Source organism: Nocardia heshunensis (genome assembly GCF_054782115.1).
Genome location: NZ_BAAGTC010000009.1, coordinates 1,143,699 through 1,157,963, shown reverse-complemented (window position 1 = coordinate 1,157,963; position 14,265 = coordinate 1,143,699). Strand labels below are relative to the sequence as shown.

The 14,265-nt window shown below is 64.8% G+C and carries 18 protein-coding genes and 1 tRNA gene; 6 read left to right on the top strand and 13 right to left on the bottom strand.

The window, feature by feature from the left end; translation table 11 throughout:
* Positions 1 to 48: 48 nt before the first annotated feature.
* The 4 genes from ACYVN4_RS33605 to ACYVN4_RS33590 form a co-directional block, all read right to left on the bottom strand.
* Entirely contained in the window at positions 49 to 366 is a 318-nt protein-coding gene (locus tag ACYVN4_RS33605) for a hypothetical protein (RefSeq protein WP_460726073.1), read from the bottom strand.
* A 163-nt stretch (positions 367 to 529) separates the two neighbouring features.
* A complete protein-coding gene (locus ACYVN4_RS33600) occupies positions 530 to 1,039 on the bottom strand; it encodes a hypothetical protein (protein ID WP_460726071.1) in 510 nt (169 codons plus the stop codon).
* Between the two features lie 160 nt (positions 1,040 to 1,199).
* Complete coding sequence (locus ACYVN4_RS33595) at positions 1,200 to 2,600, bottom strand: hypothetical protein (protein ID WP_460726070.1); 1,401 nt, start codon at positions 2,598 to 2,600, stop codon at positions 1,200 to 1,202.
* A gap of 762 nt (positions 2,601 to 3,362) precedes the next feature.
* A complete protein-coding gene (locus tag ACYVN4_RS33590) occupies positions 3,363 to 3,986 on the bottom strand; it encodes a DapH/DapD/GlmU-related protein (RefSeq protein ID WP_460726068.1) in 624 nt (207 codons plus the stop codon).
* Between the two features lie 116 nt (positions 3,987 to 4,102).
* Between ACYVN4_RS33590 and ACYVN4_RS33585 the strand changes: the two genes are divergently transcribed.
* The gene (locus ACYVN4_RS33585) at positions 4,103 to 4,465 is read left to right on the top strand and encodes a DUF4442 domain-containing protein (RefSeq protein ID WP_460726819.1); all 363 of its coding nucleotides are present in this window, start codon (positions 4,103 to 4,105) and stop codon (positions 4,463 to 4,465) included.
* Here the strand turns inward: ACYVN4_RS33585 and ACYVN4_RS33580 are convergent.
* Complete coding sequence (locus ACYVN4_RS33580) at positions 4,359 to 4,847, bottom strand: nuclear transport factor 2 family protein (RefSeq protein ID WP_460726066.1); 489 nt, start codon at positions 4,845 to 4,847, stop codon at positions 4,359 to 4,361. The two genes, ACYVN4_RS33585 and ACYVN4_RS33580, sit on opposite strands and share 107 nt — an antisense overlap.
* A 110-nt stretch (positions 4,848 to 4,957) precedes the next feature.
* Here ACYVN4_RS33580 and ACYVN4_RS33575 point away from each other — a divergent pair, with 110 nt between their 5' ends.
* The 3 genes from ACYVN4_RS33575 (at position 4,958) to ACYVN4_RS33565 (ending at position 6,163) form a co-directional block, all read left to right on the top strand.
* The gene (locus ACYVN4_RS33575; RefSeq protein ID WP_460726064.1) at positions 4,958 to 5,275 is read left to right on the top strand and encodes a hypothetical protein; all 318 of its coding nucleotides are present in this window, start codon (positions 4,958 to 4,960) and stop codon (positions 5,273 to 5,275) included.
* A gap of 394 nt (positions 5,276 to 5,669) precedes the next feature.
* Positions 5,670 to 5,743 (top strand) — tRNA-Arg (locus ACYVN4_RS33570).
* Positions 5,744 to 5,806: 63 nt separating this feature from the next.
* Entirely contained in the window at positions 5,807 to 6,163 is a 357-nt protein-coding gene (locus ACYVN4_RS33565) for a DUF4913 domain-containing protein (protein WP_460726062.1), read from the top strand.
* Here ACYVN4_RS33565 and ACYVN4_RS33560 read toward each other — a convergent pair.
* From ACYVN4_RS33560 to ACYVN4_RS33545, 4 genes are all read right to left on the bottom strand, one after another.
* Positions 6,153 to 7,070: an SGNH/GDSL hydrolase family protein gene (locus ACYVN4_RS33560; RefSeq protein WP_460726060.1), complete on the bottom strand. Its 918-nt coding sequence runs from the start codon at positions 7,068 to 7,070 to the stop codon at positions 6,153 to 6,155. The genes ACYVN4_RS33565 and ACYVN4_RS33560 overlap by 11 nt on opposite strands.
* Positions 7,071 to 7,197: 127 nt before the next feature.
* On the bottom strand, positions 7,198 to 7,941 hold the full coding sequence (locus tag ACYVN4_RS33555; RefSeq protein WP_460726058.1) for a hypothetical protein: 744 nt from the start codon (positions 7,939 to 7,941) through the stop codon (positions 7,198 to 7,200).
* Positions 7,942 to 8,019: 78 nt separating this feature from the next.
* Positions 8,020 to 8,235 (bottom strand): DUF397 domain-containing protein, encoded by a 216-nt coding sequence (locus tag ACYVN4_RS33550; protein ID WP_460726056.1) that lies wholly within the window; start codon positions 8,233 to 8,235, stop codon positions 8,020 to 8,022.
* Complete coding sequence (locus ACYVN4_RS33545; RefSeq protein WP_460726055.1) at positions 8,222 to 9,127, bottom strand: helix-turn-helix domain-containing protein; 906 nt, start codon at positions 9,125 to 9,127, stop codon at positions 8,222 to 8,224. The genes ACYVN4_RS33550 and ACYVN4_RS33545 overlap by 14 nt, the downstream gene beginning before the upstream one ends.
* A 337-nt stretch (positions 9,128 to 9,464) precedes the next feature.
* Here ACYVN4_RS33545 and ACYVN4_RS33540 point away from each other — a divergent pair, with 337 nt between their 5' ends.
* Entirely contained in the window at positions 9,465 to 9,797 is a 333-nt protein-coding gene (locus ACYVN4_RS33540) for a hypothetical protein (protein WP_460726054.1), read from the top strand.
* Between the two features lie 99 nt (positions 9,798 to 9,896).
* Positions 9,897 to 10,505 carry a DUF4232 domain-containing protein gene (locus ACYVN4_RS33535; RefSeq protein WP_460726052.1) on the top strand — a complete coding sequence of 203 codons (609 nt, stop codon included), beginning with the start codon at positions 9,897 to 9,899 and terminating at the stop codon, positions 10,503 to 10,505.
* Positions 10,506 to 10,510: 5 nt separating this feature from the next.
* On the opposite strand, the gene ACYVN4_RS33530 is transcribed toward ACYVN4_RS33535, so the two are convergent.
* The 4 genes from ACYVN4_RS33530 to ACYVN4_RS33515 form a co-directional block, all read right to left on the bottom strand.
* Complete coding sequence (locus ACYVN4_RS33530; protein ID WP_460726050.1) at positions 10,511 to 10,936, bottom strand: ester cyclase; 426 nt, start codon at positions 10,934 to 10,936, stop codon at positions 10,511 to 10,513.
* A gap of 157 nt (positions 10,937 to 11,093) precedes the next feature.
* Positions 11,094 to 11,759: a TetR/AcrR family transcriptional regulator gene (locus ACYVN4_RS33525; protein WP_460726048.1), complete on the bottom strand. Its 666-nt coding sequence runs from the start codon at positions 11,757 to 11,759 to the stop codon at positions 11,094 to 11,096.
* 103 nt (positions 11,760 to 11,862) lie between these two features.
* The gene (locus tag ACYVN4_RS33520; RefSeq protein WP_460726046.1) at positions 11,863 to 13,242 is read right to left on the bottom strand and encodes an ABC1 kinase family protein; all 1,380 of its coding nucleotides are present in this window, start codon (positions 13,240 to 13,242) and stop codon (positions 11,863 to 11,865) included.
* Between the two features lie 85 nt (positions 13,243 to 13,327).
* On the bottom strand, positions 13,328 to 14,263 hold the full coding sequence (locus ACYVN4_RS33515; protein ID WP_460726044.1) for a hypothetical protein: 936 nt from the start codon (positions 14,261 to 14,263) through the stop codon (positions 13,328 to 13,330).
* Between the last annotated feature and the right edge of the window lie 2 nt (positions 14,264 to 14,265).

The following is a 14,265-nucleotide window of genomic DNA, read 5'->3' as shown; positions in this document are numbered from 1 at the left end:
CTGGCGAGGCGGCAGCGAACATGCGCTGCATTGAGCTTCTGCGTTGGACTATTGCTCGACTACTTCTCCGTTGCCTTTCGGCATCGGTGGGTCCGCGAATTCAATCCTGCCGAACTCCCGCTGAGCCTGTGCGACAGCAGCTGGAATGTCACCGTGATCGGTGTCAGAGATGCACTCCCACTCTGCATCGCAGTAGAACAGGTACACATCGGAGCCAGAGTCATACTTGGCGATCGCCAGGCGCGCGAAGTCCTCGACGATGCGACCATCCACCCAATGCCGCGTCACACCGGTGGGGATCACGCCACGAACGTCAGCCACTTTCAGAACTCGTGCACCATCGATGAATGCCGGTACGTCTGTCACGATCTCATTGTCGCTCGCGCCTTGACGGACTCCACTCTGGCCCGCCTGATCCGTGAATGAAGGCAAGCACCGTTGGCGGCCACGAGGACCAAATCGAGGGTCGCCGGTGACTTGCTGCGGAGTGCGGAGGCCCCGGCAGTGCCGGGGCCTCCGGTCGGTGTCGTTACTTTTGGGCCGAAAGGCTGCTGAGGAGTCCGCCAATCACGGGAATCGAACTCGCGCTGCCGGTTCCAGCGGGATTCGTGGGCGTGCAGCTCGCGCCGGCCGGGGCGCTGTTGACAACGTTGATCGGGCCCAGGGTCAGCTTTCCCTTGCCTGGGAGCGTTCCGTTGAAGGGAACTGCGGAAATCGTCGTCTGCGCTGCTGCTTGGGGTGTCCACTGCACGGTCACGTCTTTGCCGCTTGTCCAGGGCACAATGCCGACGGCGCTGAAGATGGTGTAGGGATCTTGCGTGTACATGGAGTTGAAATTGATTGTGCTGTATGACGGATCAGTCTCCAACGCGGCTGCGTCGGCGGCTGGAACGGTGATCGTGTACGCCGTGCCGACGCAATAGGCTTGCGACGGTTGAATGGTCATGGCTGCTGATGCGGTCGTAGCCGAGACGATGGTGGCCACCCCCATCGCCGCAATTGCGGCGATTCCGACGGTCGAACGAGCAAAGACCGACATATTCATACTTCCTTCTCCAGCGATCGAAAATCCCTGTATGTCAATGGGACTGGCGCAGCCTATCGCGAGTGACTGACACATATTTCAGAGTGCCCTCACGTGCCTGCACGCGGAGTGTCGGGCTGCGGATCTCGAAGTCCGCTACCTGTTCGTCGAGGGTCTACGCGTGGTCTACCGAGCAGTCGAGGATCCGGCCGTCCACGGTTCCGATCACTAGGTGCCCTGGACCGGTCAGCGTTACTGACAGGGGCACCGCGGGGAGACCGTCGACTTCCAGGTGCTGTCGCCACCGTATCGTCCCGTCCGCGGTGTGAATGGCTACGAGCTCACCGGAATTGAAGGCGACGTACACCGTGTCCTCGTCCCCGTCGAGGGCAGTGACCGGGAAGTCGGCGGTGACCACCCACCGCACCGCTCCGTACAGGCCGCTGCGCCGGACAACAAAGACATTGCCCGGTAGTAGGCCGGCACCGTCGTGAATGGCCCCGGCGTGCACCAGGTCCCGGTTGCCTACGCTGCCCACCTCGATGCCGGGCCCACCGAAAAGGTGTCCGGCACGCTCGATGTCCCACTCGAGGGGGAACAGCGCCTGCACCGGCGACTCACCGTCGCTAGGGGCTGGGTCGACGGAGACAACGTACTTGTCCTCCGATGATTCCTCACCGTCCGTGCCCTGAAGGAACAACAATTGGCTGCTGTGGCGGATCGGAAATGCGTGGTTGCGGGCTTCGAATCCCCCTAGTGGCGTACGCATCTCGGGTGCCTGCCCCGTGGGGCTGATCAGCGCTAACCAGCCCTGGCTGTATGTATCGGTGGAACGCAGTGCGAGCCAGCCATCCTCACGGGTGGTGAGTGTGACGGACGAGTCCAGAGCCACAGAGTCGAGCATGTTCCCGTTCTCGAGCGACACGCGGACGACCAGTGGCGACTCGGTGACCCATTCGGTACCCACCCGGTGGCACAGCTCCCTGGCCACGTTGACCCAGGCCTCGAGCTGACCGTCGCGAATCACGAGTTGTCGGCCGCCTTGCGCGTCCTGGACGCGCCACTCCAGTTGCCCGTCAGGCCGCCATGATTCGGCCAGCACCCCTTCGGTGCAGGCCAGCACCCGTCCGTCCCGCAGCTGATGCACATCCCACACATGCCGCCGTAGTTCCCACGGCTCACCGGTCAACGCGGTGAGCGCTGCGATGGCCCGAGCATCCACGACTTCTGTTGCAGGGCGCTGGAATTCGATTCGCTGCCCATCGAACTCTTGGTGCTGTACAGACCGGGCGGCGACCTTGCTCCAGTCGGGCCGTTCGAGCACCGCGGTGTACGCGTAAGTGTGCGCCGTGCAGTCGTAATGTCCGCCGGGGAAACTGTCCACCGGAGCAACCACGACACGCAAAGCCTGCTCGCTGACCCATTCGAGGTGCAACACCTCCCGTGCCCCACGCTGCACCGAGGTCGAGAGCCCGGACAGCAGATCGAGGATCAGCAACTCACCCTCGTAGGCATATCCCCCGTCGTAGGACCCGGTCCCTACGGCCGCGATCGGCAGCGTCGGATGAATGGCCACCGTATGCACCGGCCGCTGGCATCCCACGACCCACCGGCACCGACGATCTTGCATGCCATAGATTCCCACTCGGTACTGCCGCCAACGGTATCGGTCGATTCCGTAGCCGGACCACTCTAGATACCCCAGATCGCCACCGACGACGACAAGGCCACGCTCCTCGTCGACAGCTACCGCCGAAGGCTCGCCGATCTCGCAGAAGGGGCGGTCACCGAGAATACGGCGAATGATCAACGGACCGTGCATATAGCGAAAGCTCCTGATGCTCGAGTGATAGTCGTTGCTCGACTTGATCATTCGCCCCGCGAGGACTTCGATGCCGAGGGCAGAAGGTCCCGGATGGTGTCGAATCTGATGTCAAACGAGGGCAGGTACGTGCCTGCGCAGCAACCGTTCTCGATTACGGGCCAAGGACCTAACCGCACCCGCACAACGAGATGGGCGGGAGCCGGGGCCCTTCCGGGGGTCACCGGCTGAGGCGCACGGCGCCTTTCCCGCGAGAAACGATCACGTCATCACGGTAGTCGGCAATTGCACACCCCGCAAAGCCGATACAGCCCACCAGTTCGGCGCTGGTCGCTCATCGGCAGTGGCGGAGGTTCCGGCAAGCCTCCGATACGCACGGCCAGTTGAAGTTTCGGAGTGCGTTCGTGGATAATCACCAATCCGGCGTCGCCCCAAGTGCGCCTTTGGAGGTCAGGGAGTACTCACTGCGGAATTTTGTCCGCTTTCCCGCGCTGACAACTCCCTGATCTTGTTACTTCACCAGTCTCGGCGCACCGCGGCCTTGGGGCCTGTGACCAAGCTGCGTGCTGGCACGTCGTCGGCTACGACCGCGCCTGCGGCGATCACTGCGTCACGCCCGATGCTGACACCGGGCAGGATCATCGCGCCGGCACCGATCCACACGTTCTCCGCCACATCGATCGGTGCGCCGGTGAGGAATCGGCGCCGTTCCTCCGGGTCTACCGGGTGACCCATGGTGATGAATGTGGCCTTCGGGCCGATCATCACGCCTTTACCCAACCGGATACCGGCGTAGTCCAGGAACGTGCACCCCTGGTTGATGAACACGCGTTCGGCCAATTCCAGGTGCAGTCCATGGTCGGTGTAGAAGGGCGGGTAGATCGTGAGTCCTGCTGGGAGAGGGCGGCCCAGGATCTGTTCGAGTAGGGCGGCCTTTCCGGTCTCGTCGTCGAAGGGCAGGACGTTGAGACGGGAGGTCAACTTCGTGACCTGCATAACTCGCTCGTGCATCGCTGTGAACTCGGCACCGAGAACCCGTTCGCCCTGGGCTAGGAGCTCGGCATCGTGGATCAGCATGAAGTTGTCGCTCGCCATCCCGCCATACTTGCGCATCCGAACGGCGAATGGATTCTCGGTCATCGGCGAGTCACCCTGACGACGGCCACATCGGCAGCGCAAGCAGGCAGGCAGGCATAATGTGGAGCTGCCCAGGTGAACGGGTGTGAGGATGAGCAGATTTGGGGGATTCGCTGCGGGTGTCGCATCGGGTGCGTCCTTGGAATCGCAATATCAATGGCGCGGCCTTCGGCGGGACCCTGTACGCGATGACCGACCCGTTCTTCGGGGTCATGGCACGTGGGCAGCTCGGTGAGGGCTACCGGGTGTGGAGCGTCAGATCCGGTATCGAATTCGTCGCGCCCGGACGCGGAACCGTCACCGCGATAATGGAACTCGACGCCGCGCAAGCCGAACAGATACGTCATGCCACCCGCGACGGGGCTCTACTACGCCTTACTCCTCTGCGGGCGGCGGGCCGAAGTCGCCAGCGCGCCAGACAACGTCGAGAACGACGTTCTGGAATTGCCAGCCCGCGGCCGTTCGAACCGTTGTGCCACTGAGTATTCCGCCGGCGACGAACAGATTGTCCGCCGCGTCAGGGCTGGTGCCGGGCGGCGGCAAGACGACATGGGTGACGTGGGTGTTGGCGCGAAACACCGCCTGCGCGCCGTCGATTTCGGTGAGCACGTTGGTCATGATGTGTTGAGTGGATCCGAAGGGGGTCATCACCTGCTCATGGAACTGATCCAGACCCGCGAGGCCGCGATGGTCACCGGGCGGCAGTTCGACGTACGCGTCCTCGGTGAAGAGCGCGGGCAGCGTGGCGGTGAATTTTCGTTCGTCGAAAAGCTTGGCGTAGCGGTTGATCAGTTCGGTGATCTCGGCGTGGTCGATCCACCGCCGAATCTCACCGGGGTCGACGGTTTCCCTCGTCTCAGCCATCTCCGCTCCTTGTTGTCGGCCAGCTGAAGAATCAACGGACTACGAGCAGCTCGATACCCGACGATAACGGCAAGACCCCCAGGTTCCGGGGACCTCGGTATCCTTCGCGCATGACGGCGGATCAGTTCCCGCGGCTGGCTGAAGTCTTTCCCGGCCTGGCCTTCGAAATCGCCGAGTTGTTGGCCGTCGATGATGCACGGCTTGCCCGGTCCATCCAGGCGCTGCCGTTCCTCGGTCGATGCACCTGCACACCCACCTGTCCGGTGTTGTTGACCGCACCGCTGGGCTCGCCCAGCCCAGGGATCATCGACCTCGAACGCGATGGCGACACCATCGTTTTGCTGCATTACGACCCTGCGGGCAGATCGGTGACCGGGATCGAAGTGGTCGACGGTCGCGATCTGTCGATTCCTCCGCTCGAACCATGACCGATAGCTCAGGAACCCAGCCGAAAATCGCTTTACCGCTTCGGAACCCACTGCTACCTTCACTCCAAGACGACGGCCACGACGACAGGAAGGCGGCCCCTCGACAATGCTGAATCAGCGTCAGTTCATCCTCGGCCAGCGCCGCTTCCTCCGAGTACGCGCCAATGTACGGAGCTGCCCCTAAGGTCTCACCACGCAGACCGACCAGGGCCGCTCGCTGCACTCGCAGCAGCGGCTCTTTTCATTCCCGACCCAGCAGCCACGCCGCGCACCTCAACAGCGAGTAGCCGTCACTGTCGACGCACGCACCGGCTGGCCCGAGCCGACCAAACGATCATGCTCCGCGCACCTCAGTGCCGAGCCGATGTCAACGACGACATCCGCGTGGAGCCCTGTGCCCGTAGCTCAACTGGACAGAGCGTCTCCCTACGAAGGAGAAGGCTGGAGGTTCGATTCCTCCCGGGCATACCGAATTCGAATGAAGCCTGCTCGTGCAGCAAATCTCTTGCGGCCGAGTATGTTTACTGTTCCATGGACGCAAGTGACCAGCCGCAGGTATACGAATCCGTCGTCGAATTCGTGGAGAACTACCTCAGTCTCGTCTACCGGCGAGAGGTTGATAACGGACGTCGAGTGTGGTGTCCGGAGTGGTGGAAGCACGCCGAGGGGGTGGCGCGACTGGATGCCATGTGGCGGTCGTGGGAGCACCATCGGCGCGACGGGCATACGGGATTGAGCGTGTGGTTTCTCGACCACGCCGATATGCATATGAGAGTGCTCTTCGACCCGGATGGACCCTTTCAGTACTGCTCGCCGACATCCGGGCACTCCGGTCAGCTAACGCCGCTGCCGCTGAAATCGCCGCAGCCGGGCCTTTTCAGGTTATGAGGAGCTGCATGGCGGTTGCGACCGCCGTGTCGCCGTGCGCGCTGGGATGCCAGGGGAATCCGAGGGGTTCGGTGCGGGGGTCGAACACTCCGTCCAGCCAGGGATCGGCGGCGCAGGGGCCATGTCCGACGGTGACCGCTCGGGCGTCGAAGAAGTCGACGTTCAGCATGGTCGCGGCCTCGCGCTGGGCCGTGTCGAGGTGGTCCAGGAAGGCGGTGATAGCACCCGCTCGGGGCTGGACGATATCGATGCCGAGGATGCCCGCACAGGCGGAATCATCACCGGGAGTGTGGATTTCGGGGTAGCCCACGAAGACGATGTGCGCGTTCGGCGCATAGTAGCGGATGTAGTCGACCGCTTGGCGGACGCGGCTGGCATAGGCCTTGGCGGTGACGGACTCGGCGTCGGGGACACGGCCTTTCGCCGCGGCGTCCGGACCGCAACCGTCGACCAGGTCGGTCAAGCACGTGACGGCGTGCGCCATGGAGACCGGGTTGTCGGTCCCCCAGGCGTCGTTCATGCCGAGCTGAATTGTCACTGCCCGGGTGTTGGGTCCGAAGGCGTTGTCGGCCATGGCCTTTTTCACCTGGTGCACCAGGGTCCAGCCCGAGGTGTCGATCGAAGCGCCCTGGCACGAGGTGTCCTCGACGTCGTCCGCCGCCAGTCCGAGCCGCTGGGTCAGCTGCGTCGGCCACGAGGTGGGCACATGCTTGCAACCGACATCCCCGCCCGTGTTCAGCAGGTCGAGGATCTCTCCGTTGGCGGAGAAGGAATCACCCATTGTCACCAGGGTTTTCCCGCCGGGCGTCTCCGCCGAGGTCGTCGGTGCCAGCACGGCGGCGAACACCGCCGCGGTGCCGCACGCCGTCGACGCCGCCAACAACCGCAACCGAACCGAACTCTTCACCGGCCGTGCGCCTCCCATCGATCCGCTGCGAACATCCGAAGCGCCAATGCTTCAGATGCGAAGGCTCACTGTAGCCGCGCGACGAGACCCCCACCGGCCGATCGCGAATTCGGCGGAACCCGACTCCTTACGCCAATTTCGCGGCCAGGGTCCGGATGACCTCATAGAGGACCTTTTCCCGCCAGGTCGAGCTGTCGAGCTTGCCACTGTCCACCCGGGAGGAGTATCCCGAGACCTCGAAGTAGTACCGACCCGCGGTGCAGCGGATCGAATCCGCGATGTCTGACCAGCAGTTCGAAGCGCTGGGGACAGAGCCGAGGTCGGTCGCGTGCGTATCCTCGGCACGCTCCTTCTTTGCGAAGTCGCTGATACTGGCGGAATCCGCGATAGCGAGGGTGGTCACCTCGACTTCACTATTCTTGCCGCCGTACTTATCGGGCAACGAGAAGTTGAACTCACACCCACCCGCCGACACCTTCGCGGGCGGAGTCGAGGCGCGCAACTTTCCGGTGGCGGGATCCACACCACCCAAGGCCGGAAGAAAACTGACCTCGATCGGTTTCCGGTCAATACTCGACGCCTGCGGCAGAATCGCGGTGAGATCGGCATCGGCAAGCAGGTCACAGCCGTTGGGCCACTGACTCGGCTCCAGCACACCCTGCGCGGGAACCGGCAGGTTCAGCCGCGCCGCCGAGGCATTCGCCACGCCGTAGGTAATGGCCGGCGGATCATCGGATCCACACCCGGCGACCAACGCCCCAAGGGTCGCCACCGCCAGCACCGCACCGATTCTCCGCCGCGAATTACGCACCCCTGGTGCAGCTTTCACAGAACCGCCCTCCCCCATCACGTTGCCGGTGCGCCAATCCACCACCGCGCCCCCGAAACCGTATCGTAGACAGGCGCGATAGCGGACAACCCGAGGTAGTGCCCCTCGAGCAGCAGTCGGTCACACCCAGTAGCGGTCGAACCTCCCCGCCGCGACCTCGTTCGCGAACGAATCCCATTGGCCCGCACCGAAAACCAGCACCGGTCCGGTGGGATTCTTCGAATCCCGCACCCCCACAGCCCCTCCCCCGAGCCACGCCACCTCGACGCAATCACCTTGGCTCCCGCTGTGACTGCTCTTGAACCACGCGGCCACTGATAGGTCAGCGGTGCTCATGCTCGAACTCCTTGATGACTCGGCGAACCAGTTCACGGCTCGGTCCGTCTTCCAATGCGGCACTGCGGATTGCTGCCGCAAGGTCACTGTAAAGCCGGACATCGTCGGACTTTTCGAGATAGACGTCTTGGATGGGACCGCCCTCGATGTAGACGATGGGCGGCTCGGTGCGATCGCCGTCGGGCTCGAATTCGAGGAGGGTGAACGAGCCGCGCGGCATGCCCCAGGTCAATCCGGCCGAGAAGGGGTGGATTCGGATTGTCACGTTCGCCAGCTTGGAGACCTCGGCAAGATGCCGAAGTTGCGCAGCCATGATCGGGCGGCTTCCGATCAGTCGGTGCAGCGCGGATTCGTGCAGCAGCACCTCGAGCGCGATGGGTCGCGTCTTGCGAGTCACGATGACCTGCCGCCGCATTCGATGCTCGACCCTGCGGTCGATGTCAGTGCGGTTGATGAATCCGGGATATGCGCCGATCACCGCGCGGGCGTAGTCGGCGGTTTGCAGCAGCCCGGGAATATGCTCGTGATACGTGGTCAGCCGCTGTGCGGCGGCTTCCAGTCCGGTGTACATGTTGAACGCCTCGGAGTAGAGGCCACCATAGGCGTGGTACCAACTCTGCGTCCGCGCGATCGTCGCGAGGTCGATGGCGGCACCCAGTTCCGCCGGGCCGACCCCGTATATCTCGCACAGCGCACGCACGTCCTGCTTGCGCACCTTCTGAGTTTGCCCCGCCTCGATCCGCTGCAGCGCCGACGCCGATAGATCGGCCAGCTTTGCCGCCGCGGCGATCGTGAACCCGTTCGCATCCCGACATTCCCGAAGAAAGCGACCGAGTTGCCGCCGCGGCAACGTGGATCCCGAGACTGCTTCCTTGTCATCCTCACTGGCCATACCGACATCCCTCATCATCGAACCGGGTCGAGCGGGTCATGAAATCGGGTGCTGCACAGACCATTATCGGGTAGACCACTGGGCGTTCGGGCGACTTTCGATCGGGTACCCGATTTCGCGCAATCCGATTCTTCGCCGGTGGTGTGCTGGTGGCACAGCAGCGGCAGGGAGGAGATCGCGATGTCCAGTCAGAATCCGTGGTCGGTCCGGTCCATCAGTGAGCGAATCGAATCGGAGCGGGAGGGCGGGGGAAGGCGGCGGCCGACCTCGCATCGAAGACGGCCTCCGGGCGCTTGGCGGTACGGGATGACGGTGCTCGCGCTGCTGCTCTTCGGTGATGGCACAGCGCAATTGGGCGGTCGTCATGCCGCGCGATGAACTCGGGCAGATCGAGTTGCAGGTTATTCAGGATGTGCTGGACGCGGTGGAGGCCCAGATCCGTGAATTGGAACGCCGCGGGTGGCGGTTGACGGTGCCCCGCTCGCGCGTCTACGCCACGATCCTGCTCGCGGTGGTGGTGAGCGCGCGCGAGGCGCACCGGATTCCGGCGACGCTCGATCGAGCCGCGATACTCGACGAAATCCTCGACGGCGCCGAACCGTTCGACACTCACCCGGCACGGCGATCGATCGAAGAAACCATCCGCAACTACACCGCACCCGCCAATTGAAAGCCGGCCGGAGGGCGCTTGCGGGCGAGGTTAACGGGGCGGCGTGGCGGGGCGATCCAGGTATTGATCTTGTTGGTCGAAGTGTTAGGGAAAGCCACAGTGAGAGTTGTTGTTTCGATGGTCGCGCTGATCGCGGCGGCGATGTGCGTCAGCGGGTGCCAGGCGGACGTTTCGGGAGCGCACTCGACCAGCGCGGCGATCACGCAACCCGCCAATGGAGGCGCAGCGCCGACGAGCGAATCATCCGGCGCGGCAGCGGATGTCGCTGAATGCCGAACCGATCAGCTCAGCGTGGCGACCGGCGGGAAGGGCGGGGCGGCGGCGATGCATTCCTACTTCGCGCTCGTGTTCACCAACACCAGCGCGGTGGCGTGCACGATGCAGGGGTACCCGGGGGTCAGCTATACGAACGGCCCCGACGGTGATCCGATCGGCAAACCCGCCGACCGCGACCACGCCGACAATGCCACCCCGGTGACGGTGGTGCGGCTGGATCCGGGCGCGCGGGCCTCTGCGAAGATCGCTGCGCTCAACGGACAGGGCGCGTACTCGACCGCCGATTGCAAGCCCGTGGCGGAGAAGGGGCTGCGAATCTACCCGCCCGACAACAAGTCCTCGTTGTTCCTCGACTTGTCGGGAACCACCTGCAGCAGCCAAGCGCTGACCACCCTCACTATCCAGGCTGTGCAATCCGGGGTTGCGAGCTAGCAGCCTTAGATATCGACGCCGATCTGCCGGAGCAGGGTGACGTCGTCGAATACCGCTCGGGCTCCGGCGATCTTGCCGTCGCGGATGGTGTACATGCCGAGTTGGGTGTACTCGACCGGGCGGTGAGTGGCCGGAATGCCGCGCAGTTCGCCCTCGTGGGTGCCGCGGATGGTGATGCGGGCCCACACCTGATCACCTTCGGCCACCAGTTCTTCCGGAGTGAAGGTGGCATCGGGCAGCGCCTCGAAGTATGCGAGCAGGAACGTCTTGTAGTCCTCGACACCGAAGTTCTCGCGGCCGGTCCGCACCGCGAGCGTGGGGAATTCACAGTCGGGCGTGAAGGAGTCCCAAATCGCTTGCAGGTCACGGGTATCCACGTCCCCAACCTTCATGAACCGGCGGATCACGTTCTTGTTGTCTTCCAGCGACATCTTCAACCCCTATAGTCTCATTGATACGGTCTCGCTGGCATGAAATCTATAGTCCCATTGATACTGTGTCAACCCCCGCGCGGATTCAGCGCACCGCGAGACCGCGGCGAAATGTGTTCGTCGGAACCACAATTCCGGCCTGACCTACGGCAGCGCGTCAGCCTGCCGGCGGGGCTTCGGTGGCGCGGAGGGATTCGCCCGCAAGGCCCAACCAGAACTCGATGGTCTGGGTGAGGATGGCGCTGGAGCGTTCGCTGCTGATGACGCCGGACACGATCCCGGCCGCCAGACCCATGCCGGTGCCGAGGACGCCCTGGACCGCGTCCTCCAGGAGCTGAGCATTGTGGGCCGCGCTCTCGGGGAGATGCTCGAGCAGCAGCACGCGGCCGGATTCCAGTAGCCGCTCGCACAATTCGACCGCCGCGGCCTGCCGGACCGGATCGCGCAGCACGCTGACCCCGTACTCGGCGGCCAGGATCAGGGGAGCCGGATCACCCATGAGCTGGGTGTCCCACCAGGTGGCGATGGCGTCGAGACGTTGTTCGAGGGTGCCATCGGTAGAGGCGACCGCGGCGGCCAGCCGCGACATGCGCGAGGTGCCCCAGCCGCGCAGCACCTCGACGCAGAGGTCTTCCTTGCCGTCGAAGTTGCTGTACACCGCGCCGATGGTGCGACCCGCCTCGGCGGCGATCGCGGCCAGCGAGGTGGTGTGATAGCCGTTGGCGTAGAAGAGGCGCTCGGCGGCTTCGATCAGTTCTTCCCGCGTCAGTGCCTGACTTTCGGCTCGGGTCAGCACCCGGCGAGCGGCCACTGCTTCCTCCATCGTCGATCATCGGCAGGCTCCGGTGAACGCACGAGCGCTGTGCATTCCAGGTAGTGACATTATCCAGATTCGTGCAGATGACCAACGGCGGGTGGCGGCCGTGTCACGGCCGATGTGCCAGGGCCCTGCCGATCTCGGTCACCGGCTCGTCGCCGTAGATCCATTCGCGGGCGATGCGATGCCAATTCCCGGTCGCGCCGAGTTGGCCCAGGATGCCGAAGGTCTGGAAGTCGACCCGCCGGGAGAAGACGTGCTCGCGCGGCAGCATCTGATGCCGGATCGCGCTGTACTCGGCCACGCGCGGGTCGATCGCCGAAATCAGCGCCCCGGTGGCCAGATCGGCGGTGATGGTGAGCTCCTCGTCGGCCAGATTCCATTCCGAAGCGGCCCACAGGTATTCGAGGCATTCGGCGGGCTCGACACCGGCGGCCGGGTCGACGATGCCGCGGTCCACCAGCAGGGCGTAGAGATCACCGGCCCGTCGCTCGGCCGCGGCACGCGCCACCTGCCGCTCGAATTCGACTGCGGCGGAATCCATCCGGTGATAGAGACCGAAGTCGATGAAGCCGACCCGGCCGTCCGCGGCCAGCAGGATATTGCCCGGGTGCGGATCACCGGGGAACTCACCGCGCTCGAACAGGGAACCAACATAGAAGCGGTAGATCAGCTCCCCGATCCGATCGCGCTCGGCGGCGGGCAAGGTTCGCATGTGCGAGAACGGTTTCGAATCCAGATACTCCGTCACCATGACGCGGTCACCGCAGTGCTCGGGCACGCTGTCGGGCACCACGATGAACGGGTGCCCGCGATAGTGGGCCGCCACCAGATGCTGGGTCCACGCCTCACGCCGGTAGTCGAGTTCGGACTCCAGATTCCGGGTGATCTCGTCGAGCAGGCCCTCCCCACCGATGGCGGGCCACATGGACTTCCACAGCTTCGCGAACAACGCCAGATTGCGCAGGTCCGCCCGCACCGCCTTCTCCACGCCCGGATACTGCACCTTGACGGCCACCTCGCGACCATCGCGCAGGGTTGCCCGATACACCTGCCCGATCGATGCCGCCGCCAAGGGCTCCTCGTCGAAGTCCCGGAATACCCGTGTGAGCGAACCGTATTCGGCCTCGAGCACGGCCCGCATGCTCGCGAACGGCATCACCGGCGCCTGATCGCACAGCACCGCGAGCTTGGCGCGGAAGCGTTCCCGATGCGTTTCGGGAATCAGGTCCACGTCCACCACCGAGAGCATCTGGCCGAGTTTCATGGCCGCGCCCTTCATATTGCCGAGCACGTCGACCAGCTGTTCGGCGGCGTCGAGGGTGGAGCGCCGGGCCAGCACCTCGCGCGCATGCTCCGAGCGACCGATCATGGACAGCTTGGCCGTGGCCCCGCGCGCGGCCTGCCCGGCCGCCAGCATGCCGAGCTTGCGGCCGCGCGCCACCCGTCCCCGCGGCACCCGTTCGGACCGCGGAACCCGTTCGGACATCGGTGTCTCCTCGCATCGAACCGTCGGCGGACCGGAGGGCCATCGCGCTCCGGTTCGCGCCCAACCCCTCCGGCCTGAGTGCAGGCTAGCCCCCTTTCAGCCGGCGCAGCGCCGACCAGCGGCGGTCGGTGGTCGCGGCCCGCTCGAGCAGCGCGGGATCCGACAGCGCCGGGGTGCTCGCCACCGCACGCGCCATGTCGTCGGGGAGGTATTCGACGACATCGAGCAGTTCCGCGACGGCATCGGCCGCCACGATCCGCGCGCACAGGTGCGCGGTGGCATCCTCGCCCGCGATCCCGAGGTACTCGTTCCCGAAGAACTGGATGCTCATCGGAACCGCGAATTCGGCGTCGACTCGGCCCAGCAGCGAGAGGGTCGCCGCCAGCACGTCGAGATCGCCTGCGGCCCCGGCCGCGACCACGCGGGCGCGCCGGTCCGGCGAGACCGCCCGCAGGATCGCGTCGAGCACCTCCGTGCGCGCCACCATGGCCCCGGTGAGCACGATCGCCTCGTCGTCCTGGACGTGGCGCTCGAACTCCCGGATCAACTCGTCGGTGGCGAACTCCACGAACCGTGCGGCGGTGACGAAGTCGCGTCGCCGTAGCAATTCATCGGTCGCCGGAACCAGCAGGGCGAAGGGCAGTTTCGAGGCGAAGAACGGAATGATGCGCGGATCGACGTAGGGTGCCGCGTCAGCCAGGTAAGCCGGTGTCAGCCGTCCCAGCAGGCTCGCCGCCCGATGGTGGTGATCCAATCCGACCACGCCCCCGCGCCCGGCCACCTCCGGCGGAATCGCCTTCAACGCCACCGCCGCCGCAAGCGCGTCCGGCACCAGCGGGGCCAGCTTGCTGACCCGCGTGAAAACCGCTGCCAGCGCATCGAACAGGACGTCGGACATGCTCTTGCGCAGCGCTTCCACCCGGTCCGCGCCGAGCCGCTCGAGACCGTCGAGAACCGCCGGTTCGACCTCCAGCGTTTGCGCCAGCATGGTCAGCTGGGCGCGAGTTCGTAAGTCGGCCATGG

Excerpts from the sequence above, each read along its gene's own strand:
- ACYVN4_RS33520 (WP_460726046.1), bottom strand. The coding sequence starts at position 13,242 with ATGTCCGAACGGGTTCCGCGGTCCGAACGGGTGCCGCGGGGACGGGTG.
- ACYVN4_RS33525 (WP_460726048.1), bottom strand. The coding sequence starts at position 11,759 with ATGGAGGAAGCAGTGGCCGCTCGCCGGGTGCTGACCCGAGCCGAAAGT.
- ACYVN4_RS33580 (WP_460726066.1), bottom strand. The coding sequence starts at position 4,847 with ATGGCTGAGACGAGGGAAACCGTCGACCCCGGTGAGATTCGGCGGTGG.
- ACYVN4_RS33545 (WP_460726055.1), bottom strand. The coding sequence starts at position 9,127 with ATGGCCAGTGAGGATGACAAGGAAGCAGTCTCGGGATCCACGTTGCCG.
- ACYVN4_RS33590 (WP_460726068.1), bottom strand. The coding sequence starts at position 3,986 with ATGACCGAGAATCCATTCGCCGTTCGGATGCGCAAGTATGGCGGGATG.
- ACYVN4_RS33515 (WP_460726044.1), bottom strand. The coding sequence starts at position 14,263 with ATGGCCGACTTACGAACTCGCGCCCAGCTGACCATGCTGGCGCAAACG.
- ACYVN4_RS33575 (WP_460726064.1), top strand. The coding sequence starts at position 4,958 with ATGACGGCGGATCAGTTCCCGCGGCTGGCTGAAGTCTTTCCCGGCCTG.
- ACYVN4_RS33565 (WP_460726062.1), top strand. The coding sequence starts at position 5,807 with ATGGACGCAAGTGACCAGCCGCAGGTATACGAATCCGTCGTCGAATTC.
- ACYVN4_RS33550 (WP_460726056.1), bottom strand. The coding sequence starts at position 8,235 with ATGAGCACCGCTGACCTATCAGTGGCCGCGTGGTTCAAGAGCAGTCAC.
- ACYVN4_RS33600 (WP_460726071.1), bottom strand. The coding sequence starts at position 1,039 with ATGTCGGTCTTTGCTCGTTCGACCGTCGGAATCGCCGCAATTGCGGCG.
- ACYVN4_RS33530 (WP_460726050.1), bottom strand. The coding sequence starts at position 10,936 with ATGTCGCTGGAAGACAACAAGAACGTGATCCGCCGGTTCATGAAGGTT.
- ACYVN4_RS33540 (WP_460726054.1), top strand. The coding sequence starts at position 9,465 with ATGGCACAGCGCAATTGGGCGGTCGTCATGCCGCGCGATGAACTCGGG.